The organism is Sphingopyxis sp. H050, from assembly GCF_001468265.1.
Taxonomy (GTDB): domain Bacteria; phylum Pseudomonadota; class Alphaproteobacteria; order Sphingomonadales; family Sphingomonadaceae; genus Sphingopyxis.
Genome location: NZ_LNRZ01000003.1, coordinates 522,386 through 547,444 on the forward strand (window position 1 = coordinate 522,386; position 25,059 = coordinate 547,444).

At 66.1% G+C, this 25,059-nt stretch carries 27 protein-coding genes; 6 read left to right on the top strand and 21 right to left on the bottom strand.

All coding sequences use genetic code 11. The features are described 5' to 3' along the window. Positions 1 to 34 precede the first annotated feature (34 nt). Positions 35 to 2,332 (bottom strand): DNA topoisomerase IV subunit A, encoded by a 2,298-nt coding sequence (parC, locus tag ATE67_RS08675; protein WP_058816310.1) that lies wholly within the window; start codon positions 2,330 to 2,332, stop codon positions 35 to 37. Positions 2,333 to 2,389: 57 nt separating this feature from the next. After that, the gene (locus ATE67_RS08680; RefSeq protein WP_058816311.1) at positions 2,390 to 3,802 is read right to left on the bottom strand and encodes a M20/M25/M40 family metallo-hydrolase; all 1,413 of its coding nucleotides are present in this window, start codon (positions 3,800 to 3,802) and stop codon (positions 2,390 to 2,392) included. 109 nt (positions 3,803 to 3,911) lie between these two features. Between ATE67_RS08680 and ATE67_RS08685 the strand changes: the two genes are divergently transcribed. From ATE67_RS08685 to ATE67_RS08695, 3 genes are read left to right on the top strand one after another with little or no spacing between them, the layout of a single operon-like run. Continuing rightward, a complete protein-coding gene (locus tag ATE67_RS08685) occupies positions 3,912 to 4,529 on the top strand; it encodes a lysophospholipid acyltransferase family protein (RefSeq protein ID WP_082660276.1) in 618 nt (205 codons plus the stop codon). 11 nt (positions 4,530 to 4,540) lie between these two features. Beyond that, on the top strand, positions 4,541 to 5,353 hold the full coding sequence (locus tag ATE67_RS08690; protein ID WP_058816312.1) for a DUF1295 domain-containing protein: 813 nt from the start codon (positions 4,541 to 4,543) through the stop codon (positions 5,351 to 5,353). Further along, positions 5,332 to 5,745 (top strand): hypothetical protein, encoded by a 414-nt coding sequence (locus ATE67_RS08695; RefSeq protein ID WP_058816313.1) that lies wholly within the window; start codon positions 5,332 to 5,334, stop codon positions 5,743 to 5,745. The genes ATE67_RS08690 and ATE67_RS08695 overlap by 22 nt, the downstream gene beginning before the upstream one ends. Before the next feature lie 339 nt (positions 5,746 to 6,084). Here ATE67_RS08695 and ATE67_RS08700 read toward each other — a convergent pair whose 3' ends face one another. After that, the gene (locus ATE67_RS08700; protein ID WP_058816314.1) at positions 6,085 to 7,014 is read right to left on the bottom strand and encodes an isopenicillin N synthase family dioxygenase; all 930 of its coding nucleotides are present in this window, start codon (positions 7,012 to 7,014) and stop codon (positions 6,085 to 6,087) included. A 134-nt stretch (positions 7,015 to 7,148) separates the two neighbouring features. On the opposite strand from ATE67_RS08700, the gene ATE67_RS08705 reads away from it, so the two are divergent. Then, on the top strand, positions 7,149 to 7,574 hold the full coding sequence (locus tag ATE67_RS08705) for an EVE domain-containing protein (protein ID WP_058816315.1): 426 nt from the start codon (positions 7,149 to 7,151) through the stop codon (positions 7,572 to 7,574). 37 nt (positions 7,575 to 7,611) lie between these two features. Here the strand turns inward: ATE67_RS08705 and ATE67_RS08710 are convergent, their stop codons facing one another. The 8 genes from ATE67_RS08710 to ATE67_RS08745 form a co-directional block, all read right to left on the bottom strand. Then, positions 7,612 to 7,938: a PilZ domain-containing protein gene (locus ATE67_RS08710; protein ID WP_082660277.1), complete on the bottom strand. Its 327-nt coding sequence runs from the start codon at positions 7,936 to 7,938 to the stop codon at positions 7,612 to 7,614. A 67-nt stretch (positions 7,939 to 8,005) separates the two neighbouring features. Beyond that, the gene (locus ATE67_RS08715) at positions 8,006 to 8,596 is read right to left on the bottom strand and encodes an SOS response-associated peptidase family protein (protein WP_058816317.1); all 591 of its coding nucleotides are present in this window, start codon (positions 8,594 to 8,596) and stop codon (positions 8,006 to 8,008) included. Between the two features lie 2 nt (positions 8,597 to 8,598). Continuing rightward, complete coding sequence (gene arfB, locus ATE67_RS08720) at positions 8,599 to 8,997, bottom strand: alternative ribosome rescue aminoacyl-tRNA hydrolase ArfB (protein ID WP_058816318.1); 399 nt, start codon at positions 8,995 to 8,997, stop codon at positions 8,599 to 8,601. Next, a complete protein-coding gene (locus ATE67_RS08725; protein ID WP_058816319.1) occupies positions 8,990 to 9,673 on the bottom strand; it encodes an RluA family pseudouridine synthase in 684 nt (227 codons plus the stop codon). Before ATE67_RS08725 ends, arfB begins: the two co-directional genes overlap by 8 nt. A gap of 6 nt (positions 9,674 to 9,679) precedes the next feature. Beyond that, the gene (locus ATE67_RS08730) at positions 9,680 to 10,504 is read right to left on the bottom strand and encodes a DODA-type extradiol aromatic ring-opening family dioxygenase (protein ID WP_058816320.1); all 825 of its coding nucleotides are present in this window, start codon (positions 10,502 to 10,504) and stop codon (positions 9,680 to 9,682) included. 4 nt (positions 10,505 to 10,508) lie between these two features. Next, positions 10,509 to 11,111, bottom strand: a complete 603-nt coding sequence (gene wrbA / locus ATE67_RS08735) for an NAD(P)H:quinone oxidoreductase (RefSeq protein ID WP_058816321.1) — start codon at positions 11,109 to 11,111, stop codon at positions 10,509 to 10,511. A 68-nt stretch (positions 11,112 to 11,179) separates the two neighbouring features. Next, on the bottom strand, positions 11,180 to 11,776 hold the full coding sequence (locus ATE67_RS08740; protein WP_058816322.1) for an FMN-dependent NADH-azoreductase: 597 nt from the start codon (positions 11,774 to 11,776) through the stop codon (positions 11,180 to 11,182). 86 nt (positions 11,777 to 11,862) lie between these two features. Continuing rightward, positions 11,863 to 12,558: a pirin family protein gene (locus ATE67_RS08745; RefSeq protein ID WP_058816323.1), complete on the bottom strand. Its 696-nt coding sequence runs from the start codon at positions 12,556 to 12,558 to the stop codon at positions 11,863 to 11,865. 138 nt (positions 12,559 to 12,696) lie between these two features. On the opposite strand from ATE67_RS08745, the gene ATE67_RS08750 reads away from it, so the two are divergent. Further along, the gene (locus ATE67_RS08750) at positions 12,697 to 13,632 is read left to right on the top strand and encodes a LysR family transcriptional regulator (protein WP_058816324.1); all 936 of its coding nucleotides are present in this window, start codon (positions 12,697 to 12,699) and stop codon (positions 13,630 to 13,632) included. A gap of 194 nt (positions 13,633 to 13,826) precedes the next feature. Then, positions 13,827 to 14,534 carry a response regulator transcription factor CtrA gene (gene ctrA, locus ATE67_RS08755; protein WP_058816325.1) on the top strand — a complete coding sequence of 236 codons (708 nt, stop codon included), beginning with the start codon at positions 13,827 to 13,829 and terminating at the stop codon, positions 14,532 to 14,534. 398 nt (positions 14,535 to 14,932) lie between these two features. Here the strand turns inward: ctrA and ATE67_RS08760 are convergent, their stop codons facing one another. The 10 genes from ATE67_RS08760 to ATE67_RS08805 all read right to left on the bottom strand — a co-directional run bounded on the left by ATE67_RS08760 (position 14,933) and on the right by ATE67_RS08805 (position 24,996). After that, the gene (locus ATE67_RS08760) at positions 14,933 to 15,367 is read right to left on the bottom strand and encodes a hypothetical protein (RefSeq protein ID WP_058816436.1); all 435 of its coding nucleotides are present in this window, start codon (positions 15,365 to 15,367) and stop codon (positions 14,933 to 14,935) included. Positions 15,368 to 15,474: 107 nt separating this feature from the next. Beyond that, positions 15,475 to 16,797, bottom strand: coding sequence for a M28 family peptidase (locus ATE67_RS08765; RefSeq protein WP_058816326.1), 1,323 nt, complete (start codon positions 16,795 to 16,797; stop codon positions 15,475 to 15,477). Between the two features lie 96 nt (positions 16,798 to 16,893). Next, complete coding sequence (locus ATE67_RS08770; RefSeq protein ID WP_058816327.1) at positions 16,894 to 17,436, bottom strand: hypothetical protein; 543 nt, start codon at positions 17,434 to 17,436, stop codon at positions 16,894 to 16,896. 314 nt (positions 17,437 to 17,750) lie between these two features. Further along, the gene (locus ATE67_RS08775) at positions 17,751 to 18,293 is read right to left on the bottom strand and encodes a hypothetical protein (RefSeq protein WP_058816328.1); all 543 of its coding nucleotides are present in this window, start codon (positions 18,291 to 18,293) and stop codon (positions 17,751 to 17,753) included. Positions 18,294 to 18,468: 175 nt separating this feature from the next. Beyond that, entirely contained in the window at positions 18,469 to 19,323 is an 855-nt protein-coding gene (locus tag ATE67_RS08780; protein ID WP_058816329.1) for a glycine zipper 2TM domain-containing protein, read from the bottom strand. A gap of 126 nt (positions 19,324 to 19,449) precedes the next feature. After that, positions 19,450 to 19,938: a GAF domain-containing protein gene (locus ATE67_RS08785; protein WP_058816330.1), complete on the bottom strand. Its 489-nt coding sequence runs from the start codon at positions 19,936 to 19,938 to the stop codon at positions 19,450 to 19,452. 9 nt (positions 19,939 to 19,947) lie between these two features. Beyond that, the gene (locus tag ATE67_RS08790; protein WP_058816331.1) at positions 19,948 to 21,060 is read right to left on the bottom strand and encodes a hypothetical protein; all 1,113 of its coding nucleotides are present in this window, start codon (positions 21,058 to 21,060) and stop codon (positions 19,948 to 19,950) included. Beyond that, entirely contained in the window at positions 21,036 to 23,186 is a 2,151-nt protein-coding gene (locus ATE67_RS08795) for a prolyl oligopeptidase family serine peptidase (protein ID WP_058816332.1), read from the bottom strand. The genes ATE67_RS08790 and ATE67_RS08795 overlap by 25 nt, the downstream gene beginning before the upstream one ends. Before the next feature lie 166 nt (positions 23,187 to 23,352). Beyond that, positions 23,353 to 23,772 (bottom strand): 50S ribosomal protein L17, encoded by a 420-nt coding sequence (rplQ, locus tag ATE67_RS08800; protein ID WP_058816333.1) that lies wholly within the window; start codon positions 23,770 to 23,772, stop codon positions 23,353 to 23,355. A 165-nt stretch (positions 23,773 to 23,937) separates the two neighbouring features. Then, positions 23,938 to 24,996, bottom strand: a complete 1,059-nt coding sequence (locus ATE67_RS08805) for a DNA-directed RNA polymerase subunit alpha (protein ID WP_058816334.1) — start codon at positions 24,994 to 24,996, stop codon at positions 23,938 to 23,940. Positions 24,997 to 25,059: the final 63 nt, after the last annotated feature.

The following is a 25,059-nucleotide window of genomic DNA, read 5'->3' on the forward strand; positions in this document are numbered from 1 at the left end:
TAAAGAAGCTATTTACGGCAACATCGAAATATAATCAGTCGAAGCGATTGTTGCGCGGGAAACCGGTCGGCGGCATCCGCCCGGATGCGCTGCGCGCGACGCGCCAGGGGCCAAGGTCGGTTTCGGTGCGCGTGCGCCCGGTGTCGCCGCCCATCGCCCAGCTCAGCCCTTCGGCGAAAACGAAGGTCGTCGCGTCGGACAGTCCCCCGTCGCGATATTTCTGCAGCGTCACGCCCTGGCCGCGCGTCATCACCGGCACTTCGGCCAGCGGGAAGACGACGAGCTTGCGGTTCTCGCCGATCACCGCGACGCTGTCGTGGTCCGCTGCGATCGGACGGACGACGCCCAGATGCGCCTTGGGCTTCAGGTTCACGACGTTGCGGCCCTTGCGCGTTTCGGCGATGACCTCGCTCATCTGCGCGACGAAGCCGTGCCCGCTCGACGAGGCGAGCAGCAGGCGGCCTTCGGCGCTCGCCGGGATCAGCGCGACGATACGCGCGTCGGGATCGATGTCGACCATCAGGCGCAGCGGCTCACCAAAGCCGCGCCCGCCGGGCAGCTTGTCGGCGCCGACGGTATAGAAACGCCCGTCGCTCGCCGCGATCAGCAGCTTGTCGGTCGTCTGCGCGCGCGTGGCGAAGGCCAGCTCGTCGCCGTCCTTGAACTTGAACTCGGCCCACCCTTCGGGCGCGACATGGCCGCGCTGGGCGCGGATCCAGCCGCGTTTCGACAGGATGACCGTCACCGGCTCCTTCTCGATCATCGCGTCGAGCGGGATGTCGCGCGCGGGGGCGGCCTCGGCCAGCGTAGTGCGGCGCGCGCCGAGTGCGGTCTCGGGGCCATAGACGGCACGCAGCGCGGCAAGGTCGCGCTTCAGCCGGGTGCGCTGGCGCGCCGGGCTCTCGACCAGCTTGACCAGATCCTCGCGCTCGGCGGTCAGCGCCTCCTGCTCGCGCTTCAACTCCATTTCCTCGAGCTTGCGAAGGGACCGCAGGCGCATGTTCAGGATCGCCTCGGCCTGGCGGTCGGTCAGGACGAATTCTTCAATCATCACCGGCTTGGGTTCATCCTCGGTGCGGATGATCTCGATGATCCGGTCGAGGTTCAGAAAGGCAATGATATAGCCCGCGACCAGCTCCAGCCGGTCGTCGATCTTGGCGATACGATGCTTCGACCGGCGCACGAGCACGACGATCTGGTGCTCCAGCCATTCGCTCAGCAGCTGGTGCAGCCCCATCACCTTGGGCGTGCGCGTTGCGTCGAGGACGTTGAGGTTGAGCGCGAAGCGGTTTTCGAGCTCGGTCAGCCGGTAGAGGCTTTCCTTCAATATCTCGGGATCGACGTTGCGGCTCTTCGGAACGATGACGATCCGCAGATCCTCGGCGCTCTCGTCGCGGACGTCCTCCAGGATCGGCAGCTTCTTGTCGGCGATCAGCTGCGCGATCTGCTCGATCAGCTTGCCCTTGGCGACCCCATAGGGGATCTCGCTGACGACGATCTGCCAGGTGCCGCCCGGCTGCTTCTCGATCCCCGTCTCCTCCCAGGTGCCATCCGCTTGTTTTCCGGTCGAAAAACGCGCCCGAACCCGAAAGCCGCCGCGCCCGGTCTCATAGGCGTGCCGGATCGTCTCGGGCCCATCGACGATGATGCCCCCGGTCGGGAAGTCCGGACCGGTCACATGTGCGAGAAGTTCGTGAAGTTCTGCCTTCGGATTCTCGATCAACACCAGCGCCGCATCGATCACCTCGGCGGCATTGTGCGGCGGAATATTCGTCGCCATGCCCACCGCAATCCCGCTCGCGCCATTGGCGAGCAGGTTCGGGAACAGCCCCGGCATGATCTCGGGCTCTTCGTCCTCGCCGTTGTACGTCGGCTTGAAATCGACCGTGCCCTCGTCGAGCCCCTGCATCAGGTCGATCGCGACGCGCGTCAGCCGCGCCTCAGTGTAGCGGTACGCCGCGGCATTATCGCCGTCGATATTGCCGAAATTGCCTTGCCCGTCGACCAGCGGATAGCGGAGCGAGAAGTCCTGCGCGAGGCGCACCATCGCGTCATAGACCGCGGTGTCGCCGTGCGGGTGGAATTTGCCGATGACATCGCCGACGACGCGCGCCGACTTCTTGTAGCCCTGGCTCGGATCGAGCCGCATCGCGCGCATCGCCCACAGCAGGCGGCGGTGAACCGGTTTCAGGCCGTCGCGAAGGTCGGGCAGCGAGCGCGCGGTGATCGTCGACAGCGCATAGACAAGGTAGCGCTCGGACAGCGCGCTGTCGAACGGGGTGTCGATATTGCCGGGCTCGGAAGGAGGAAGGTCGTCGGTGGTACTGGCCATTATCGGGCGCCGATAGCAATCCTCGCGTTACAAGGCAAAGGGCTTAGGGCCCGGACCCTAAGGCTGGTCGGCATAGGCCTTCACCAGATCGAACATATAATCGCGCCCGACATAGACCGCCTTCACCTCGACGCGTTCGTTGAGGCCGTGGACGCCGTTGCCGTCGGGGTCGCCCCAGATGCCCGGAATGCCATAAGTCGGGATGCCTGCGGCGCCCAGGAATGTCGCGTCGGTATAGCCGTTCGCCATCGACGGAATGACCTTCAGCCCCGGCCAATATTTGCTCACCAGCTTCTGCATCGGGCCGAGGATCTTGGGGTCGAGCGGCGGCGCGGGCGGGGAAGGGCGTTTCGGCGGCAGCTGCGTGATCGCGACGCCGGGATCGCCGATCACCTTTGCCAGCTCATCCTTGATGCTCTCGATGCTGTGGCCGGGGAAGATGCGGCAATTGACGTTGGCGCCCGCGCGCTGCGGCAGCGCGTTGGGCGCATGGCCGCCGTCGAGCAGGGTCGCGACGCAGGTCGTGCGGATATTGCCGTGCAGGAAACGATCGGTATTGACGACTGCCTCCGCCGCCCTGTCGGCGGGGTTCTTCGCCAGCGCAACCATCGCCTTGCCAACCCCGTCGCCCCGCGCCGCGCCCGCTTCGGCGAAGAAGCGCCGCGTCGTGTCGGTCATCTCGACCGGAAACTCATATTCGTCGATCTTTGTGAGCGCGCGGGCGAGCTGGTAGATCGCATTGTCGCGCACCGGCACCGAACTGTGGCCGCCGGGGTTTCGGGTTTCGAGGCGGAAGTTGGCGAAGGTCTTTTCGCCGACCTGCACCGACTGGCCCAGAACCTTGCCCTTGCCGTCGCTGTCGCCGCCGCCGCCTTCGTTGAGCGCGAATTCGGCGTCGATCAGGTCGCGTTTGTTCGCGGCGAGCCATTCGACGCCGTTGAACGCGCCGTTGGTCTCTTCGCCGCAGGTGAGCGCGAGCTTGATCGTGCGCTTGGGTTTGTAGCCCTGGTGCTTGAAGCGGATCAGCGTGTCGGTCCAGACCGCCGCCTGCGCCTTGTCGTCGAGCGTGCCGCGGCCGTAGAAATAGCCGTTCTCCTCGATCATCTTGAACGGATCGCGCTCCCAATCCTCGCGCTTCGCCTCGACGACGTCGATATGTGCGACGAGCAGAATCGGTTTCGCCTTGTTCGACGTCCCCGGATAGACCGCGACGAGCCCGCCCTCCTTCGGATGTTCGGGCGCGGCGAACAGCGTGAGCTGGTCGTCGGTAAAGCCCGCGGCCTTCATCCGCGCCGCCATGCGTTCGGCGGCGAGCGTGCAGCTGCCCGACGACAGCGTCGTGTTGGTTTCCACCAGTTCCTTGTAGAGATCGCGAAAGGCGAGCTGGTCGGGCCGCGGCTGCGCCTCCTGCGCGGCGGCGGGCATGGCGATCAGGAGCGCGGACGTCAGCAGCGCAGTCGGTTTCTTCATGCGATCATCTCCCCTGTCGGCTGAAAGGAGCAGAAAGCGTCCCGGCTCGCAAGCCGCTTGCGCGGCGGCACGCTTTCGCGCAATCGGAGGCGAGAGAAGGGGAGAGTGCGTGACGCGGATCGAAGACGACCCACCGGGCGTGGTGGCGCGTGCCGTGCGGCGGCTGTTGCTGCTGCTCTATCGCATGCGCGGGTGGAAGGCGGCCGGCGTGGTTCCCGAGCCGAAACGCTTCATCATCATCGCCGCGCCGCACACCAGCAACTGGGATTTCGTCAACTATCTGGGGCTGACCGCGGACCTCGGCGTGCGGCCGCATTTCATGGGCAAATTGTCGCTGTTCAAATGGCCGATCGGCGGCTTCATGCGCCAGATGGGCGGGGTGCCGGTCGACCGCCGCAATGCCAGCAATGCGGTGCAGCAGATGGTCGACGAATTTGCGCGCCGCGCCGAATTCATGCTGACCGTCGCGCCCGAGGGGACGCGCGGCAAGGCGAAGAAGTGGCGCACCGGCTTTTACCAGATCGCGATGGCGGCCAAAGTGCCGATGGTCGTCGGCCTCATGGACTATGGCACCAAGACCGGCGGGCTCGGCCCGCTCATCTGGCCGACGGGCGATTTCCGCGCCGACATGATGAAAGTGTTCGACGTCTATAAAAGCTGTATCCCGAAATTCCCGGAGCGCGCCGTGCGGTCGATCGACGATATATTGGGAACGGACGAAAGCTGAGGAGCGCGCCGATGAGCGATGTGGTGACCCTGCTGGGGCTGAATTTCGCCGGATTGATCGCGGTAATCCTGATTCTGTGGGCGATTTCGGTGCGGATCCGCGACGTGTCCTTCATCGACGCTTTCTGGGCCTTCGGCATGGTCCTGCTCGCCTGGGGCAGCGCGGCGCAGGCCGGGATCGACGGTCTGCACGGCCGCCTGCTGCTCGGCCTGACCAGTCTTTGGGGGCTCCGGCTTGCGCTTCACTTATTCGTTCGCTGGCGCGCGCACGGCGAGGACCCGCGCTATGCCAAGATCATGGCGCGAACGATGGCGGCCAAGAAATGGAGCTGGGCGAAGGTCGCGCTGCTCACCGTCTTTCTGACGCAGGCGCCCTTGCTGTTCCTGACCAGCCTGCCCGCGCAGATCGGTATATGGGCCAGCGCGGCCGACGCGCAGCCGTTCGGGCTGCTCGGTTGGGCGGGCGGGGGCGCGGCGCTGGTGGGGATTGCGTTCGAGACGATCGGTGATGCGCAGCTGAACGCTTTTCGCAAGGATCCCGCGAACAAGGGCCAGGTGCTCGACACCGGCCTGTGGCGCTATACGCGGCATCCCAATTATTTCGGCGACGCGCTGACCTGGTGGGGCCTGTGGCTGATCGCCGCCGACCTCGGGCCGTGGGTCGCGCTCGCGAGCGTGATCGGGCCGGCCTTCCTGACCTTCACGCTGACCAAATGGTCGGGCAAGGCGCTCCTCGAAAAGGGGCTGCACAAGACGCGGCCCGACTATGCCGCCTATGTCCAGCGGACCTCGGGCTTCGTTCCATGGCCGCCAAAGGCGCGTTAGATGGGGGGCTGGGGGGCGATGAGAGCCCCGCCGACGTATCGGCGCTGGGCGATGCGCCGCGCATCCGCGCGATCCTGACCGCGGCCGCGCGCGAGGGGCGCAGCGTCAGCTATTCCGAACTGCTAGGCGATCTCGGCTTTCGTTTCACGCGGCCGAAGATGCGCGCGGTGTGCAAGACGCTGGCCGAAGTCGACCGGCTGTGCGCGATCGACGGAGAGCCCGATCTTGCGGTGCTGGTCGTGCGCGAGAGCGACCGGCTGCCGGGGCAGGGCTGGTGGGTCGGCGGGACCGCGCTGCTGCTCGGCTATGACGGACCGTGGGAAGGCGCCGCGGCGGCGCGCTTCATCCGCGAGCAGCAGCAGGCGGTGTTCGATTATTGGGAAGGGCGGTAGACCGCTAGCGGTCGAAAGCAGACCTATCTTTTATCGTCACCCTGAACTTGTTTCAGGGTCCATGGTCCGCCGTTCCCTTTGGCGCGGCGCCGGATGCAAGGTCCGGCCATGGATGCTGAAACAAGTTCAGCATGACGAAGGTCTGAAAACGGGCGGACGCGGACATAAAGGTCCTCCCCGCTTGCGGGGAGGGGGACCGCCCGCGAAGCGGGTGGTGGAGGGGGCTGTCGGCCTGAAGCGCCGCTTGAGGACGCCACCCCCCTCCGTCAGCGCTTCGCGCTGCCACCTCCCCACAAGTGGGGAGGATCGTCTTGTTCCCACCCCAAAGCGGAAATTGGCTTATTTCTTCAACCCGATCTCGCGCAGCCGTTCCTGCAGATATTCGTCGGCGGTGATCGGCGTCGGATAGAGGTCGGGATGCGCGTCATCGATGCAGCTTTCCAGTGTCTCGATCGGATAGTCCGAGCGGAAGTGGAGGAAGAAGGGCATCGAATAGCGCGCAACGCTCGCGCGGCCTTCGTCGGGGTTGCGGACGCGGTGCGTCGTCGAGGGCAGCTTGTTGTTGGTCAGCCGCTGGAGCATGTCGCCGACATTGACCGCCATCGCGCCCGGCGGCGGGCTGACCGGGAGCCAGCTGCCGTCCTTGTCGAGGATTTCGAGCCCGGCTTCCTCGGCGCCGAGCAGCAGCGTGATCGTGTTGATGTCCTCGTGCGCCTCGGCGCGGATGCCCTTGGCGGGGGCCTCGACCGGCGGATAGTGGAGCAGACGCATCACGCTGTTGCCGTCCTTGACCGTGTCGTCGAAGAAATCGGGGGCAAGGCCGAGATAGCGGGCGATCCCCGCCAGCAATTGGCCGCCGACGCGGTCGAATTCGGCGAACAGCTTGTCATACACGGCGCGAAAGCCCTCGACTTCGGCGGGCCAGACATTGTTCGGCTGCTGCGCGGCGAGGCGGTGCCCCGCGGGAAGGTCGCGGCCGACGTGCCAGAATTCCTTGAGATCGACCTCTTTCGCCCCCTTGGCGATTTCGGTCCCGAACGGCGTATAACCCCGCGCGCCGCCGCCGCCGGGGATGTGATAGGTGCGCTTCACCTCTTCGGGCAGCGCAAAGAAGTCCTTCGCCTTCGTCCAGGCTTCGTCGATCAGGTCGGGGTCGATGCCATGGTCGGTGATCATCGCGAAGCCGAAGCGCTCGAAGGAGGCGCCGAAATCATGCGCGAACCGGTCGGCGGGGAGCGACATGGAAATGACGGGAACGGCAGCAGTCATGTGTAGTTTGTCCATCTGATCAGGGGCGGCGCCTGCTGGGGCGCGGGATGAGTCGCGATCTAGGCGCTGGGCGGCGGCGATTAAAGGGAAAAAGGCGGTTTCGTCGCGCGCATCGCTCGGCTAAGCCCGCGGCCATGGCAAAGCAATATTGGCTGATGAAATCCGAACCCGACGCCTATGCGTGGGAGCAGCTCGTGCGGGAAGGCACGGGGATGTGGGACGGGGTGCGCAACCACAGCGCGAAGCTGAACCTGATGGCGATGAAGGTGGGCGACGAAGCGCTCTTTTACCACAGCAATATCGGCAAGGAATGCGTCGGGATCATGAAGATCACCGAGACCGCCTCGCCCGATCCGACCGCCGAGGAAGGTTCGCCTTGGGTGATCGTGCGCGTCGCCCCGGTGCGCGCGCTGAAATATCCGGTGACGCTGGCGGCGATCAAGGCCGACCCGAAGCTTGCCGACATGGACCTGATCCGCCAGTCACGCCTTTCGGTCGGGCGCGTCACGCCCGACGAGTGGAAGCATATCCTGAAAAAGTCGGAAAAGCCGGAGGGCTGACCAAGCCTGGAGCGGTTTCAGGTGAAACGGACGCGCTCTAGCGCAGCTTGACCTGCAGGTGCGCCGCCACCGAGGGATGGAGCGGGTGGGTGAACTCGCAGCCGTAATTATTGCCATCGGCGCGGCGGATCACCGCCTCGAGCGGCTGAAGGCCGGGCAGGCTCACCCAGATATTCTTGCCGATTGCCGGCCGCGCGAACGTGACCATGCGAAAGCCGGTCGATGAGAGGTCGTAGAGTTCGACATCGAACGGGTTGAAGCCAGGCTCGCGGAAGCGTGCGCGGGCCTGCACCGGTGCGCGTACGGCGCGTCGTCCCTGCGAAGCGATTTTCGTCCTCGTCTGCACTGTTTGCGAATCCCACATGGTCTGTTCGATTCGCAGGATCTAGCGCAGCGGTGGTTATCGCAAAGTGAAGATATATGGTGAAAATTCAGGTCAGCGGCGGGGTATCTTCGATCCCCATCAGATGGCCCGGATAGGGCGTCACCAACTGGCTGGCTTCGCGCCAATCGGCGGTCAGCCAGCGCGCATGATCCTCGGGATGAAGGATCAGCGGCATCGCGGCAGCGCTGTGGCGTTCGATCAGGCTGTTGGGATCGGTGGTGACGATCGCAAAGCCCGGCCAATCCTCATATTGGCGCTGGATTCCGGCGAAGGCGAAGATCGGGCGCCCGGCAACCGAGGCCCAGCGCCGGCGCTTCGCGCCGGCCGCGCCCGACCACAAGGCAAAGCTCGTCGCAGGGATCAGGCAGCGGAGCTCGGGATGGCGAAGTGTCCCGATCCAGAACGGACTTGCGAGGTTGCGGACGGTCGCGACGGGCTGCGTGCCCTGCGGCGGCGGCGGCACACCCCACAGTTTCGGGCGCAGATGAAGGCGTGGTCCGCCGCGGCTGTCGGGGGCGATCACCGGCGCCGGACGGCCGGGCGTGACATAGTCGCCGGTCCACGGATCGTCGCCTGCATCGACGCCAAAAATACCGGAAATCTGCGCTGCACTGGCGTCGAGCCGGTAGAGCTGCATGGCTAGTCGAGGCGGACGCGGCCGCGCCCGGCCTTCACCGAGCTGCGCGCTTTCTTGGTATCGACGCGCCTCGCCTTGGCTGCCTTGCTCGGCTTCGTCTTGACCCTCCGTTCGGGGCGGACGAGCGCGGCGTCGATCAGCTCGCTCAGCCGCTGCCGGGCGTCGGCGCGGTTGGCCTCCTGGGTCCGGAAGCGCCGTGCGAGAATGACGAGCTCCCCCTCGGTCGTCATCCGGCTGCCCGCCAGAGTTTTTAGCCGCCGAAAGCTGTCGGGATCGAGCCCCAAGGCATAGACATCGACGCGCAGCTGGCACGCGGTCGCGACCTTGTTGACATTCTGCCCACCCGGTCCCGTGCCCGCGAGAAACTTCTCGCGGATCGCGCTTTCGGGGATGTCAGCCACGGGTCGGCGCGGCGCCCTCGGGCGCCGCGAAGCCGAGCGCGGCGAAGCGATCGGGGAAAGGCGCCTCGGCGATTATTGACGGCTTGACGTCACGTTTCACGACCAGCCGTTCGGCGTGGAGCATCGTGCGGTCGCGCTTGCCGCCGGTGCCGTAAACGGGATCGCCGACGATCGGGAAACCCAGCCCTGCGAGCGCGTGGACGCGCAGCTGGTGCGTGCGGCCGGTCTCGGGGCGGAAGCGCAGCAGCGCGCGGCCATTCGCTTCGGCAAGCTTTTCCCAGTGCGAGACCGAGGGCTTGCCGTTCGGATCGGCGATCATCCGCCAGCCCTCTTCGGCGGTCGAGGTCTTGCCGAGCGGCAGGTCGATCGTGCCGCCGTCGCCGGGGGGAATGCCATCGAGGATCGCGAGATATTGCTTCTCGACCTCGCGCCCCTCGAACGCGCGGGTAAAGCGGCCGTGCGCCTTGGGATTGCGCGCGAGCAGCAGGCAGCCCGAAGTGTCGCGGTCGAGCCGGTGAACGGGCAGCGGCCAGCGTTTGAAGCCGAACTTCAGGAGGTCGAGATGATTTTCGAGGCTGAGGCTGCCGTCGCGCGGCGCGTCGACGGGCAGGCCTTCGGGCTTGTCGATGACGAGGGCCTCGCCGTCGAGGAAGAGAACACGGTCTGAAAGAAGCATGCCGCGCTATACGGCGACGCTCTCCTCGCCGAAAGCGTAAACGTCCATCGCAAGCACGGCATAGGTGGTGCTGGCGTGGAGGCGCTTCGCGTGCAGACGATTCCCGTCGGCGCCGGCGCCCATCGCGACGAACAGCGGCAGGATATGATCGGGGGTCGGGTGATTGTCCTTGCCGTGCGGCGCGCGGTCGACCGCGTGCAGTACATCGTCGATGGCGTTGGCCTCCATGCGGCCGGCGACCCAGGCGGTGAAATCGGTGACCCAGGCCGGCGCGGGCGCGCCGATCGCGGGGCGGGTCGTGAAGAAGGCGCGGAGATTGTGGGTGATGCTGCCCGACCCGATGATCAGCACGCCCTCGTCGCGCAGCGGGGCGAGCGCCTGGCCCAGCGCATAATGCCATTCGGGCGGCGCGTTCGAGGCGATCGAGAGCTGGACGACGGGAACGTCCGCGTTCGGGTAGATGACCGACAGCGGCACCCAGGCGCCGTGGTCGAGCCCGCGTTCGGGATCGGCGATGACGGTCAGCCCGTGGCCGGCAAGCAGATCGATGAGGCGCGCCGCCAGTGCCGGATCGCCGGGCGCGGGATAGCGCATCGCGAACAGCTCGTCGGGAAAGCCGCCGAAGTCGTGGATCGTCGGCGGCGCTGGCGAAGCGGTCACGGTCGCGCGTCCGCCCTGATCCGCCGCGTCATGATGCGCCGACACGACGAGGATCGCGCGGGGGCGCGGCAGCGAGTTGCCCAGCCCGGCGAGGAAATCCCGCGCCGGGCTGGGCTCGAGCGCCATCATCGGCGAGCCATGCGAAAGGAAAAGGCTCGGGAGACGGCGCATCGGATCAGGCGATCAGCTTGGCGGCGGTCTTTGCGACGCGCTCGCCCAGATAGCGGGCGCCGCCGAGATCGGCTTCGCTCGGCTGGCGCGACCCGTCGCCGTCGGCGACTGTCGTCGCGCCATAGGGCGCGCCGCCCTTGACCTCGCCAACGCCCATCTGGCCGGCATAGCCATAGTCGAGCCCGACGATCGTCAGGCCGAAGTGGAGCAGATTGGTCAGCACCGAGAAGAGCGTCGTTTCCTGCCCGCCATGCTGCGTCGCGGTCGAGGTGAAGGCCGCGCCGACCTTGCCGTTGAGCTTGCCCTGCGCCCACACGCCGCCGGCGGCGTCCCAGAAGCTCGCCATCTGGCTCGCCATGCGGCCGAAGCGCGTCGGGGTGCCGACGACGATCGCGTCATAGGTCGCAAGCTCGTTCGGATCGCTCAGCAGCGGGTGCGCGGTGTCGGTCTTGAACCCCGCGGCCTCGATCACCGCCTGCGGGGCGGTTTCGGCGACGCGGCGGATGTCGACCTCGGCGCCAGCGGCGCGCGCGCCCTCGGCGACGGCATCGGCCATCTGTTCGACATGACCATAGCTCGAATAATAAAGCACCAGTACCTTGGCCATCTTTCAGTCCTTTCCTTGCAGAGAGGCCGCCGCCACGCGGGAGGAGGCGTGCGGCGGCGGCTTTGGGATCAAGCGGCCTGCTTGAGGTCGTCGATTGCGGCGGTTGCGCGGTTCACGACATCGCCATCCATCATCTGCTGACCGGCGTCGATTACGGTGACGTCGGTGATGCCGACGAAGCCGAGAACATGACGAAGATAGCCGGTCGCGAAATCATAGTCACTGCCGACCGGCACGCCGCCCGACGCGACGACCAGATAAGCCTTCTTGTCCTTCAGCAGGCCTTCGGGGCCGGCTTCGGTGTAGCGGAAGGTACGGCGGGCGCGGGCGATCAGGTCGATCCATGCCTTGAGCGCGGCGGGAATGCCGAAATTGTACAGCGGCACGCCGATGACGATCGTGTCGGCGGCTTCGAGTTCGGCGATCAACTCGTCCGAGGTCGCGAGCGCGGCCTTCTGCTCGGCGCTGCGGTCGGCGTCGTCGGTGAAGTTGGCGAACACCCAGCTTTCGTCGAGCAGCGCCGGCGGCGTCGCCGCGAGGTCGCGGTGGACGACTGTGGCGCCATAGCTCTGGCCGAGCAGGCGCTCGACGAGGCGGTCGGCCAGGGTGCGGGTGGTCGAGCCCGTGTGGCGGGCGCTGGCGTCGATGCGAAGAATATTGGTCATGGCGTAACTCCTTTGGACTGGATCAGGTGGAAGGGGTGGGCCGCCGCCGACAGGGAGGGGGAGGAGCGGCGGCCCGGGGGGGCTGGTCAGAGGCTGTCGACGAGGACCAGCTCGGCGTCGTCGATCGCTTCGACCTCGATCGTGCCGACATCGCGGAGCGCGATACCGTCGCGGGGGTCGGCATCCTGACCGTTGACGCGGATGCGGCCCTTGGCGGCGACCAGATAGGCGTGGCGCCCGCCTTCGAGGTCGTAGGACACGCTCTCGCCGGCATTGACCGTTGCCGCGGCGACGCGGGCGTTGGCGCGGATCGGCAGCGCTTCATCGCCCTCGATCCCGCTCGCCAGCGTCACGAACTGGCCCGACCGGTCGGCTTTCGGAAACTGGCGCGCGCCCCAGCCGGGATTGCCGCCGTCGCGGTCGGGCATGATCCAGATCTGGAACAGCGTCGTTTCCTCATCCTCGAGGTTGAATTCGCTGTGCGTCACGCCGGTGCCGGCGCTCATCACCTGGACGTCGCCCGCCGCGGTGCGGCCGGTGTTGCCCATGCTGTCACGGTGCGTGATCGCGCCGCTGCGGACATAGGTGATGATCTCCATGTCGCGGTGCGGGTGCGGCGGAAAGCCCGACTGCGAGGCGATCGCATCGTCGTTCCAGACGCGCAGCGCGCCCCAGCCCATCCGATCGGGCGCGTAATAATTGGCGAACGAGAAGTGATGACGGGCATCGAGCCAGCCGTGGTTGGCGTGGCCCAGCGTGTCGAATTTGCGAATGTCGATCATCGGGCTTGTCCTTTCTCTTGGCGCCGCCCTCTCGGCATCGGTGCCGGGCGGTGCATCTGTTGAGGACAAAATAGGCGTTTCGATCGTTTCTAAAATAGCCTAGATGGAAAATCATCGTTTCCATTCAGGAGTAATTGCGTGGCGCTTCCCGATTATGAAGGCTGGGCCTGTTTCGTCGCCGTCGCCGATGGCGGCAGCTTCACCGCCGCGGCGGCCGCGCTCGGGCTGTCGAAGGCGAGCGTGTCGAAGGCGGTGACGCGGCTCGAGGCGTCATTGGGAATCACCTTGCTCCACCGAAGCTCGCGCGTCGTCGCCGTGTCGACCGCGGGGGCGGGGCTGCTCGACGAGGCGCGCGCGATGGTCGCGGCGGCGACTGCGGCGACCGAAGCGGCGCGCGGCGACCGCGTCGATCTCGCAGGCCCGATCCGCCTCGCCGCGCCGATGAGCTTCGGGATCAAGGTGCTGGGCCCGCCGCTCGCCGCTTTTCTGGAGCAGCATCCGGCGGTGCAGATCGAGGTGGCGCTCAGCGATGCGCGGAGCGACCTGCTCGCCGAGGGGATCGATCTTGCGCTGCGCATCTCCAGCATGGAGGATTCCAGCCTGCTGGCACGGACGATCGCGCCGGTCGCCACCTCGGTGCTGACGAGCCCCGCCTATCTCGATCGCTATGGCACGCCGCGCCACCCGCTCGACCTCTCGGATCACCGGCTCGTCGGCTATGGTCACCGCGACAAGGTGTTCCCGATCCGCTTCCACCGTGCGGGCGAGGAGGCGACGGTCGTCCCGACCGGGCCGCTGTTCGCGAACAATGGCGACATCGTGGTGCCCCTGCTGCTCGCGGGAAGCGGCATCGCGGTTCTGCCCGACTTCATCGCGGAAGCGGAACTCGCCTCGGGGGCGCTTGTCCGCATCCTCGCCGACTGGTCGCTGCCGTCGTCGTTCCTGCACCTGCTGTCGCCGCCGTCGCGGCTCCGCCCGGCGCGCGTAAGGGCGCTTTCGGACTATCTGGTCCAGGGGCTGAAGCAGTCGTGCACCGGCGCGCACGCGCATCACCTGGCGCTCGGCCGGCCGTGAAAATCGATCCCGAAACTGTTGCCGATAAGCCGCGACTCGTGGATTCCTGCGGGTTAAACCAAAATTAACCTTTTCCCTTCATTGCTTTCATGGTTAATGTTCCGGCAGCCCTGCAACGGGGGTGGTCGGTGGCACTGCGAAGGGGGCCGCGGACGGGTTGCGGGTCCATCGTGGGAACAATCAAGGGGTGCCCAATGCGCGTACTGCTGATCGAGGACGAGCCGACGACCGCGAAAGCGATCGACACGATGCTCACGACCGAAGGCTTCAATGTCTATACCACCGATCTGGGGGAAGAAGGCTTGGACCTGGGTAAGCTCTATGACTACGACATCATTCTGCTCGACCTGAACCTGCCCGACATGCACGGCTACGACGTGCTGAAAAAGCTGCGCACCGCCAAGGTGCAGACGCCGGTGCTGATCCTGTCGGGCATTTCGGAAATGGATTCGAAGGTGCGCTCGTTCGGCTTCGGCGCCGACGATTATGTCACCAAGCCCTTCCACCGCGACGAGCTGGTCGCCCGCATCCATGCGGTCGTCCGCCGGTCAAAGGGCCACAGCCAGAGCGTCATCAAGACGGGCAAGCTGGCGGTCAATCTCGACACCAAGACGGTCGAGGTCGACAGCGTCCGCGTGCATCTGACCGGCAAGGAATATCAGATGCTGGAGCTGCTTTCGCTCCGCAAGGGCACGACGCTGACCAAGGAAATGTTCCTGAACCACCTCTATGGCGGCATGGACGAGCCCGAACTGAAGATCATCGACGTCTTCATCTGCAAGCTGCGCAAGAAACTCGCGCTCGCCTGCGGCGGCGAAAATTATATCGAGACGGTCTGGGGCCGCGGTTATGTCCTGCGGGACATCGACGAAGAAGGGAATGAAGTGCGCCGGGTCGCCTGAGCCGCTTCAACGGAGAGTTTTAAACGGGGGACACCGGCGCGGAGCAATCCGCGCCGGTTTTTCCTTGCGGGCGGCGCGACATCCGAACGCGACCGGTTGCGGACACTAAGGTTACCCTTAACCCGTTCGCATCGAGCGAAGTCGAGATGCCCCTCAGTCGTGCATACCTTCGGGGTGTCTCGACTTCGCTCGACACGAACGGAGATAGGGGACGGTCTGAAAACGACCGAAACAAGACATTTATAGCTTCGTCATCCTGAACTTGTTTCAGGATCCACGGCCTACCGTTTCCTTCGGCGCGGCATTTCATTCGAGCTCAGCCCATGGATGCTGAAACAAGTTCAGCATGACGAGAATTGAGGGGCAGCTAACCACCCCAGAGCCGTCGATCGGTCGCCCTACCGTTTCCGCCCGAAATGCCCCGGCACCGTCGTCCCGCGCGTCAGCCCTGGGCGCCAGGTGTCCATCTTGGGTGGCGGGACGATCTGGAAATCGGCGGTGCTGTCGGCCGTGCGGAGATCATCGACGTGCGACGAGGCGCGGAGGCGCATCGTTTCGACCGCCTTGTCGGTCTCGATGCCGAAGCGCGTCCCCGCAACCCAGCGTACCGTGCCGAGCATCGCCTCGTGACCCGGCAGGAAGACGGTCATGCGTTCGCCGATTTGCAGGATATGCGGGCCCTGTCCGCCAAGGCCGGTTTCGGACACGTTGCGAATCGTGATGTCGAAGCGGCCGAGCCGTTGGCAGCCGAGCGACCCCTTCACCAGACGCGACTGCCGCGGCTGGCGTTTTTCGTCCGGTGCGGTTGAGGCGGAAGCCTCGGGATTCGACATGGGCGCGACCAATTACTCTCCGCCCGGTCACCCACGTCCGGCGGTCATTTTGGTCCCATCGATGCCATAACGCGCGAAGGTAAATTTTCGTTTGTCGTCTTTGATAATTATTGCGCTGGCGGAAGGCCGCCGAAGGTCACGATACTTTCCTCGCCTGTCGCCGAAACCGCTGAAACGCCGAAGAAATTATCATCGACGATAACGCCTTTCAGCGTCCGTCCGGCCGCGGCGGTATCGGCCGGCACGAGCTGGCTGTGGGTCCAGTCGCCGCCATCCGCGCGCCGCCAGTAAATGCGGTAGGCGGCGGCGCCGTCCACCTGGGTCCAGCTGATTTTCGTGTCCGAGCTGACTGCACCGTCGATGCTGACATTCGCCGGCGCAGGAGGAGCCGCCGCGAGTTCGCGCGCAAGGGCGACGTTGAGCGCGGTCACGCGCGCCAGATAGGGAAAATCCATCTCGTCGATGGTGTCGCCATATTTGCGGCCGTTTTCGGTGCGCAGATCCTGATGCTGATGGTCGTAATCCTCGATCCCGACGGTGAAGCGGATCGCAGGATAGCCGAGTTCGAGCGAGGGGAGATGGTCACCGCCGCGGCGGAAGCGGTCGGGACGGCGCACCGCGAGCACTTCGAGGCCGATGGCGGGATTGGCTTCGCCGGCGCGAACCGCGGCTTTGGCGAGCGCTCGCGACGGGCCGTCGTCCTCGCCGCCGATGCCGCGGCGCGCGAGTTGCGCGGCCAGGTCCTCGGACGCGCGAATGCCCTCGCTGAAAACCCTGACCCGATTGTCGACGATCGTGCCGTCGGTGCCGTGCGTCCCGCCGACGATGTCGTTGTTGAGCATTGCGACGACCTGCCAGCCCTTGTCCTTGGCGTGGCGTGCGATCAGCTTGCCCCCCCACAGGCCCTGTTCCTCGCCCGAGAGCAGCGCATAGACGATCGTTGCGCGATGCTTGTCCTTCGAGAGCAGGCGCGCGGCCTCCAGCACCAGCGCGGTGCCCGATCCGTCATCGTTCGCGCCCGGTGCGTCGCTGGTGTAATCCATCGGATCGGTGACGCGGCTGTCGATATGACCGGCGATGATGATCACGCGATTGAGGTCGCTACCCTTCTGGATCGCAAGGACATTCTCGACGACTACGCCCGACGGCGCGCGCGGCCCCTCGAAACGGTCGCTGATGCGTTCGACGGTCAGGCAGCCGCCGCAGGCTTTCGAGATCCGCGCGAATTCGCCCGCGCCCCAATTGCGCGCGGCGCCGATGCCGCGCTTGGGATCGGTCGCCGAGGAGAGGGTGTGGCGCGTGCCGAAGGCGACGAGCTTTTCGACGAGCGCTTTCAGCCGCGCGGGATCGGCGGCGGGGGTGTCGTCCTTGGCGAGGGCGGGGGCGGGCGCGGCGAGCAGCAGCGCGGCGGCGAGGGCGGTTCTGATCATGCCGCTTCATGCGGCGCGGCCCCGACGGATGCAAGAGGCCCGCCGCGTGGGGTCTCCACGGACGGGCCTCTCGTTTCATTTCAGCGGGTCAGCGGCTTAGCGCAGGCCCGAATAGCTGATGTCCTGCACGCGGCCATAGCGGATGTCGCAGCTGAACTTGCCCTTGTCATACGACCCGCCGCGGCCCCAGCGGCCGCCATAGCCGTCGGTGACGACGACACGGCCCTTGACGCGGTAGCCGTCGCGCTTGCGGTCGATGCTCGTCACCTGGGTGACATCGGTGCGGCCATAGCGGCTGGTGCCGCGTTCGACCGCGCTGACGCACTGGCTGACCGCGGCGCGGCTGTTGCCGTACCGGTTATAGTCATAGCCATAGCCGTAGCGCGGGTCGTTGTCGTAGCGGCCGCGGTCATAGCGGTCGTCGTAACGCCCGTAACGGTCGTCATAGCGGTCGCGATCGTTGCCGCTCGACAGGATCGCGGCGAGGCCGCCGAGCACCACGGCGCCGGCGATCACCTCGCCCGCGCTGATCCCGTCGCGGTCGTAGCGGTCGCGCGCCATCGCGGGGGTCGCACTCATCACCACCGCGCCGGCGGTGGCCGCACCAATCGCGGCTTTGGTAAGCTTGTTCATAGCCATGGTTCGGTCTCCAAAAAGCGCAGGCGGCCCGTTTGCTGCCTGTTGGGATTATTCTACCGATTCGGCTGTGACGGCGTGCTGAACCCCGTGCTTATCTGAGGTTCAGTATGGGTTTTGCTGGCGTTCATCTTCAGGATCCTCCCTGCCGCACGGCGGTGGGGAGGGGGACCGCCAAAGGCGGTGGAGGGGCCGCTTGCGCTGTGCAAGGGCCCCTCCGCCAGCGCTGCGCCAAAGGCGCAATTTATCCTGAGCGCCGGCAAGGCAGTCGAACGGCGCTGCCACCTCCCCATGCCTGCGGCACAGGGAGGATCGAATTAATTGAACCGGACGTCGACGACGCGGCCGTTGGTATAGCTGCAGCCGAAGCTGCGGACTTCGCCGCCGGCGCGCGAGGCGGTGCCGGTGACATACCAGCCGCCGTCGTTGGGGCGGGTTTCGGTGATGCTGTCGACGCGCGCGTCGTCGCCGAGTTCGGCCTCGGCCGCCCAGCTGCACGCGTCGGCGGCGCGCGCTTCGGCCTCGCCATTGCCATAGGGGCGGACTTCGGTGGTGGCGCTGCCATAAGGTTCGGCCTCGTCGCCCTGCGGCTCGTAGTTCGGCGCATCCTGCTGCGGCTCGGGGTAGGGCGGGTCGTAGCGGTCGCTGCGACGCTCGGCCTTGTCCTTGCTCGCCGAGCTGGCGATCGCGGCGATGGTGCCGAGGATCAGCAGCCCGCCGATGACCTCGCCGGCGCTGATATGGTCGCGGTCGCGATAGCCCCAGCCGCCATGATGGCGGCCGCGCGCTTCGGCGGGGACGGCGGCGAGCGAGGTCAGGACGATCGCGCTGGCGGTGGCAAGCGTGGTGAATTTGCGCATCGAAGCGACACTCCCCGAGGCAGGCAAGGGACGGTCCCGCCCGCAATGCTGTCTGACTACGCCGCCCATGCTTTCGCGCCGCTGAACCGGGGCCGCAGCGCGACGAAAGGAAAAGCCCGCCATCGGTGCGATGGCGGGCTCATCGGGACATGGTGACCAGACCTGTCCGGGTAGATCAGCAGGCGCAGCGCGGCTTGGGCCGCGGCTTCCACTTCTTCTTGGGCGCATAGCGCTTCCGCACCGGCGCATTCTCGTAATAGGTCCTGGTGGTCGTCTCGACCGTTTCGGTGATCGCGGGGGTGGTGATCGTCGTCACCACGACGACGCCCGGCGAGTACCAGCCATAGCCGTAGCCATAGCTCGAATAACCATAGCCGCCGTGCTGATAGACGGTCGTGCCGGGGTGGCCGTACCCATAGCCATAGCTATAGCCGTGGTGGCCGCCGCCATGGTGCCGCTTGCGGCCGGCCCAATATTCGTCGCACTTTTTCCTGTCGATCTCGCCGCCGATCGCCGAGCCGGCGAGCGCGCCGACGCCGCCGCCGATCAGGGTGCCGGCGGTGCGGTCGCCCTTGCCCGCGACTTGGTTGCCGACGACTCCGCCGACGACCGCGCCGACCACGGCGCCGCCGACCTTGCCGTCTCCACCGCCATCAGGGCCGCAGCGGTGCGCCATCTCGGCGTCGCGGGGATCATAGCCATAAGGCGCGCCATATTCGGGCGGCGGCGGATAGCCCGCGCCGGGGCCCTCGACGCTGCCTTCATAGCGGCCTTCGTAACGGCCGCCGTCGGGGGCCTCGTAGGTGCCGTCCCAGGTGCCGGTCCAGCGGCCATCGGCCTCATAGGCGCCGCTGACGCGGCGATAGTCGACCTCGCTCGGCACACGGTCGGGCGAGCCGGTGTAGACGCGCACGTCGGGCGCGGTCGGCGCGCCATATTCGAGCTTCGGCGCGGGCGCCGGTTCGGCGTTGGCGCGGCCTGCGAGCAGCAGCGTTCCGGCGGCGAGGCCCAGAAGCAGGACGGTGCGCATGACTAACTCCCTGTTATCCAAAGTAACGCCGTTGTTACGGCGTCCGGCGATTGGTTAACAGTGTGTTATCAAATTCAGCCGATTCCCGCGAATCCGTTAACCCTGACTTATGCGTCCCAAATTGGGTCAGGGCAGAAGGCTGGCCGCGACGCGCGCGACGAGCGCTTCGGCGCCCGCCTGATCGGCGGGTGAAAAGCGCGCGGGCTTCGGGCTGTCGAGGTCGAGGACGCCGATCAGGCGGCCGTCGGCGACGATCGGCACGACCAACTCGCTGCGGCTGTCGGCGTCGCAGGCGATATGGCCGGGGAAGGCGTGAACGTCCTCGACGCGCTGCGTTTCGCGGGTCTGCGCCGCGGCGCCGCAGACGCCCTTGCCCAGCGGGATGCGGATGCACGCGGCCTTGCCCTGAAACGGCCCGAGGACGAGTTCGGTGCCGTCGAAGCGGTAGAAGCCCGCCCAGTTGAGGTCGGGAACTGCCTGCCAGATCAGCGCGGCAAGGTTCGCCATGTTCGCGATGCCGTCGGGCTCGCCGGCGACGAGCGCTTCGGCCGCATCGGCGGCTTCGGCCCAGAGTTCGGCGGGATCGGTGGCGGAAAAGGCGAGGGCGTAGGACATGGATTTCTTTCAGGCTGGGCAGGTCTTGAACGGAGCGGGCGCAGGCGTCGTATCGGCGCGCCAGCTCACGCGGAAGATCACATATTGGGCGTCATGGTCCGAAAGACGAGGGCCATTTTTTCCATCGAACAAAGTCGCGACGGCGAGCGGCTCGATGCGGAGCCTATCGCTGCTGCGATAGCCGAGGAGGTCGTAGGCCTGTTTCCATGCCGCGGCGTCGGTCATCGGCGCAGGGCGAGCGGTGAAGGCGTCGCTCTTGCCCGCGAGCTGGAAAGCCGGGTCGGCGGCGAAGCGGCCGCTTTTGTCGCCCGCGCGGTAATTGTTGAAATCGCCTGCCGCGATCAGCGCCGCGTCGGCGGGCATCGAGGCCAGGAAGGCGTCATTCTCGCGCGTCTGCAGGATATGCGATGCCTCGGCGCGTGCGATGCCGACCTTGGCGGGCTCGCGCGAATTGCGATGCGTGTTGAAGAGATAAAGCGGTGCGGGCGCGCCAGGCAGCTGGAGCGTCAGCAGTTCGGCGCCCTTGTTCGCCAGGCAATCGAAGCCCGCACAGCTGTCGGCGCCGAAGGCCTCGCTGCGCGCGGCCATGACGGGCAGGTCGGTCGAGATATAAAGCCCGCCGTCGAGCCATTTGCCGAGACCTTCGCCCTTTGCCCACCGCGATCCCTCCGCATAGCCGGCGGGCGGCGCCGCGGGGGGAATGTTGCGCTCCTGCCCCAGCGCCGGACCCGGCACGATCGAGCGGAAGCCGGCGAGCGTCGCGATGCGCGACGCCTCGGGCGTGAACGCCTTGTGCAGGATCAATATGTCGGGGCCGCGCCCCGCCGCGCGCCGCTGCGCGATCCAGCCGGCCATGCGCGCCAGCTTCGCCTCGCGGCCGCTGCGGATCGGCCAGGGCAGACCCTCGACATTCCAGAACAGGACACGAAGCCGCATCGCTTTGCGCCCGTCGGGCAGCGTTGCGACCTTGGGCAGTGCGGCGGAGTCATAGCAGTCGGCGATCCGCTCGACGCGCGCCGCCCTGCCATCGGGGAGCATGGCCCAGATCGCCGCCACCAGTCCGAGCAGGATGGTGGCGGTGATCGCGAGCCCGCCGCCTATTCGACGGCCAGGCCGGTCCATTTGGCCGCAAAGGCATATTTGTCGGCCGCCTCGGCGATGATCTTGTCGGTCGGCTTGCCCTGTCCGTGGCCGGCGCGGGTTTCGACGCGGATCAGGTGCGGCTTGTCGCCGACCTGGGCGTGCTGCAACTCGGCGGTATATTTGAAGCTGTGGCCCGGCACGACGCGGTCGTCGGTGTCGGCGGTCGTCACCAGCACCGCCGGATACGTCTTGCCCGCCTTGATGTTATGATAGGGCGAGTAGGCGAGGAGATTGCGGAAATCCGCCTCCTTCGACGGATAGCCATAATCGTCGACCCAATAGCGCCCCGCGGTGAAGCGGTCGAAGCGCAGCATGTCCATCACGCCGACCGCGGGCAGCGCCGCGGCGAACAGGTCGGGGCGCTGGTTGACCACCGCGCCGACGAGCAGCCCGCCGTTCGACCCGCCCTCGATCGCGAGCTGGCCCTTGCCGGTGATCCCCTGCGCGATCAGATATTCGCCCGCGGCGATGAAGTCGTCGAAGACATTCTGCTTCTTGTCGAGGCGGCCGGCGTCATGCCACGCCTTGCCATATTCGCCGCCGCCACGGATGTTCGCGACGACGAACACGCCGCCCTTGTCGACCCAGGCGAGCTTGGTCGGCGAGAAGGCAGGGATCTGCGACAGGTTGAAGCCGCCATAGCCATAGAGCAATGTCGGCGAACCCTTGCTGCGGTCGAGGCCCTTTTTCATCACGATGAACATCGGCACTTCGGTGCCGTCCTTCGATTTGAAGAAACGCTGTTCGACCGAGAACTGCTTGGGATCGAAAGTCAGCTTGGGCTGCGCGAAAATCTCGCTCTTGCCCGTGACCGTGTCGAGCCGGAAGATGGTCGTCGGGGTCGCATAGCTCGCGAAGCTGTAAAAGGTTTCGGGGTCGCTTGACTTGCCGCCGAAGCCCGAGGCCGCGCCGATGTCGGCGAGCCGGATGTTGGAGATCGGCTTGCCGTCGAGCGCGACCAGCCGCGCTTCCGACTTGGCGTCGCCGAGGTAGGACAGGATGATGCGGTCGCCGACGCGCGATGCGCCAACAAGCGTGTCCGCCTCCTCGGCCACCAGCTGGGTCAGCGCCTTCGGCTTCCGGATGTCGAGCGAGACGAGGCGCGCACGCGGCGCATCCTTGTTGGTGACAAAGGTGAAGCGCGAGCCGGTGTTGGTCACATATTCCCAGTTGTTCGCATAATCGTCGACCAGCGGGATCGCCTTGCCGCCCTTCACCGGGTGGAGCGTCAGGCCATAGCGCTCGTCGGTGCCCTCCGACGAGGTAATCAGCACATATTTGCCGTCGTCGGTGACCGTCGCGGCATGGTTGAGCTTCGGGCGGTCGGGCGTCGCGTGGATCAGCACGTCGGCGCTCTGCGGCGTACCGAGCTTATGGAAATAGACCGCGTGATTCTCGTTGAGCGACTGAAAGGCTTCGCCTTCCTTCGGTTCGGGAAAGCGCGAATAATAAAAGCCGCTGCCGTCCTTGGCCCATTCCAGCCCCGAAAATTTCACCCAGCGAATCTCGTCGCCGGTATCCTGTCCGGTCGCGACGTCCTTGACCCGGACGATGCGCCAGTCGGTGCCGCCGTCCTGCACCGAATAGAGGAGATATTTGCCGTCCTCCGACGGGCTCCACCCGCCGAGCGCGGTCGCGCCGTCCTTGGCCCACGTGTTGGGGTCGATGAGGACGCGGCCCTCCCCCTTCAGCCCTTCGCGAACGAAGAGCACCGCTTGCGGCTGGAGACCGTCGTTTCGCGTGTAGAAATAGCGCGTCCCCGCCTTGGTCGGCAGGCCGAAGCGCTCGTAATTATACAGCTCGGTCATCCGCTTCTTGAACGCATCGCGGCCGGGCAGCGTCGCGAGATAGGCGTCGGTGACCTTGTTCTGATCGGCGACCCACGCCGCGACCTTCGGATTGACGCGGACGTCGTCCTCCAGCCAGCGATAGGGGTCGGCGACCTCGACGCCGAACTGCGGATCGACGGTGTTGCCGCGCTCGGTCGCGGGATAGGCGGGCTTCACGCTGGCAGCGGATGCCGCGGCATCGGCCGCCTGGGCGGCAGCGGGCGTCATCATCAGCGCGACCAGCGCAAGCGGGGCGCAGAAATTTTTGGGGGGCATGGCAAGGCGATCCTCATCGCAAGAGATATTATCGTATGTGCCAATGTAAGGATCGAACGGAGCCGGGCAAGCGGATTTGATGCCGAGATGCCACGCTTTTGCGCATGAAAAAGGGCGGCCATCCCTTCGGACGCCGCCCTTGATCTCTTGTGGCTGAAAGCGCGGCTTACGCGTCTTCCAGTTCCTCGTCGGTGAAGACCGGACCCGAATCCTGGCCCTTGGCGTCAACGTCGCGGTCGACGAATTCGATGATCGCGATCGGGGCGGCGTCCGAGGCGCGGATGCCGGCCTTGATGATGCGGGTGTAGCCGCCGTTGCGGTCCTTGTAGCGTTCGGCGAGGACGTCGAACAGCTTCACGAGCTGCGTGTCGTCCATCAGGCGGCTGTTCGCAAGGCGGCGATTGGCAAGGCCGCCACGCTTGGCCAGCGTGACCAGCTTTTCGATATAGGGGCGCAGTTCCTTCGCCTTGGCGACGGTCGTCGTGATCTGCTCATGCTTGATGAGCGAAGCCGACATGTTGCGGAACAGGGCCGTGCGATGCGCGCTCGTGCGCTGAAGCTTCCGGCCACCCGATTTATGACGCATGATATAGTCCTTCGTTCGTTAAGGGCCCGTGTGAGGTAGCCCAGACCAGGTCGATTGGCGGGTCGACCCATTCCCCACCCCGTCGCCCCCGCGAAGGCGGGGGCCGCTGGAGGCATAGCGCGCAAGCTTGCAGGCGGCCCCCGCTTTCGCGGGGGCGACGTGCTTTTAACCCAGCAGCTCCTGTTCGAGCTTCTTGGCCATTTCCTCGATATTCTCGGGCGGCCAGCCGGGGATGTCCATGCCGAGGCGCAGGCCCATCGACGACAGCACTTCCTTGATTTCGTTCAAGGACTTGCGGCCGAAGTTCGGGGTACGGAGCATTTCGGCTTCGGTCTTCTGAACGAGATCACCGATATAGATGATGTTGTCGTTCTTGAGGCAGTTGGCCGAGCGGACCGACAGTTCGAGCTCGTCGACTTTCTTGAGCAGGAAGCGGTTGAGCTGGTTGACGTCGCTCTCGTCGGCGGTGGTCGGCGACGCCGCCATGCCGATCATGCCGCTGTCGTTCATCGCTTCCTCGAAGTGGACGAAGACCTGCAGCTGGTCCTGAAGGATGCGCGCAGCGTAAGCGACGGCGTCTTCCGGGGTGACCGTGCCGTCGGTTTCGACGGTCAGGCTCAGCTTGTCGAAGTCCAACTCCTGGCCGATACGCGCATTGTCGACCTTGTAGGCGACCTGGCGGACGGGCGAATAGAGCGAGTCGACCGGGATCAGACCGATCGGCGCGTCGGCCGGACGGTTGGCGGTCGCGGGGACATAGCCCTTGCCGGTGTCGGCGACGAGTTCCATGTTCAGCGTCGCGCCATCGTCGAGGTGGCAGATGACATGGTTCGGGTTCATCACCTTGATGTCGCCCGAGACCATGATGTCGCCGGCCTTGACGGTCGCGGGACCGGTGGCCGAAAGCTGGAGCCGCTTCGGGCCTTCGCCTTCCATCTTGAGCGCGATCTGCTTCACGTTGAGGACGATGTCGGTCACGTCTTCACGCACGCCGGCCAGGCTCGAGAATTCGTGCAGGACGTTCTCGATCTTGATCGACGTGATGGCCGCACCCTGGAGCGACGACAGCAGAACGCGGCGCAGCGCGTTGCCGAGCGTCAGGCCAAAACCGCGCTCAAGCGGCTCGGCGACGAAGGTCGCCTTGCGCTTGCCGTCGGTGCCGGCCTTGATTTCCAGGTTGCTGGGCTTCTTCAATTCCTGCCAGTTCCGGATATTGACAGTCATGGACTTCCCTTTGCTAGTGGCGGGGCGGGCAGGGGTCGGCTGCGCGTCCAGCGAGGATTTGGT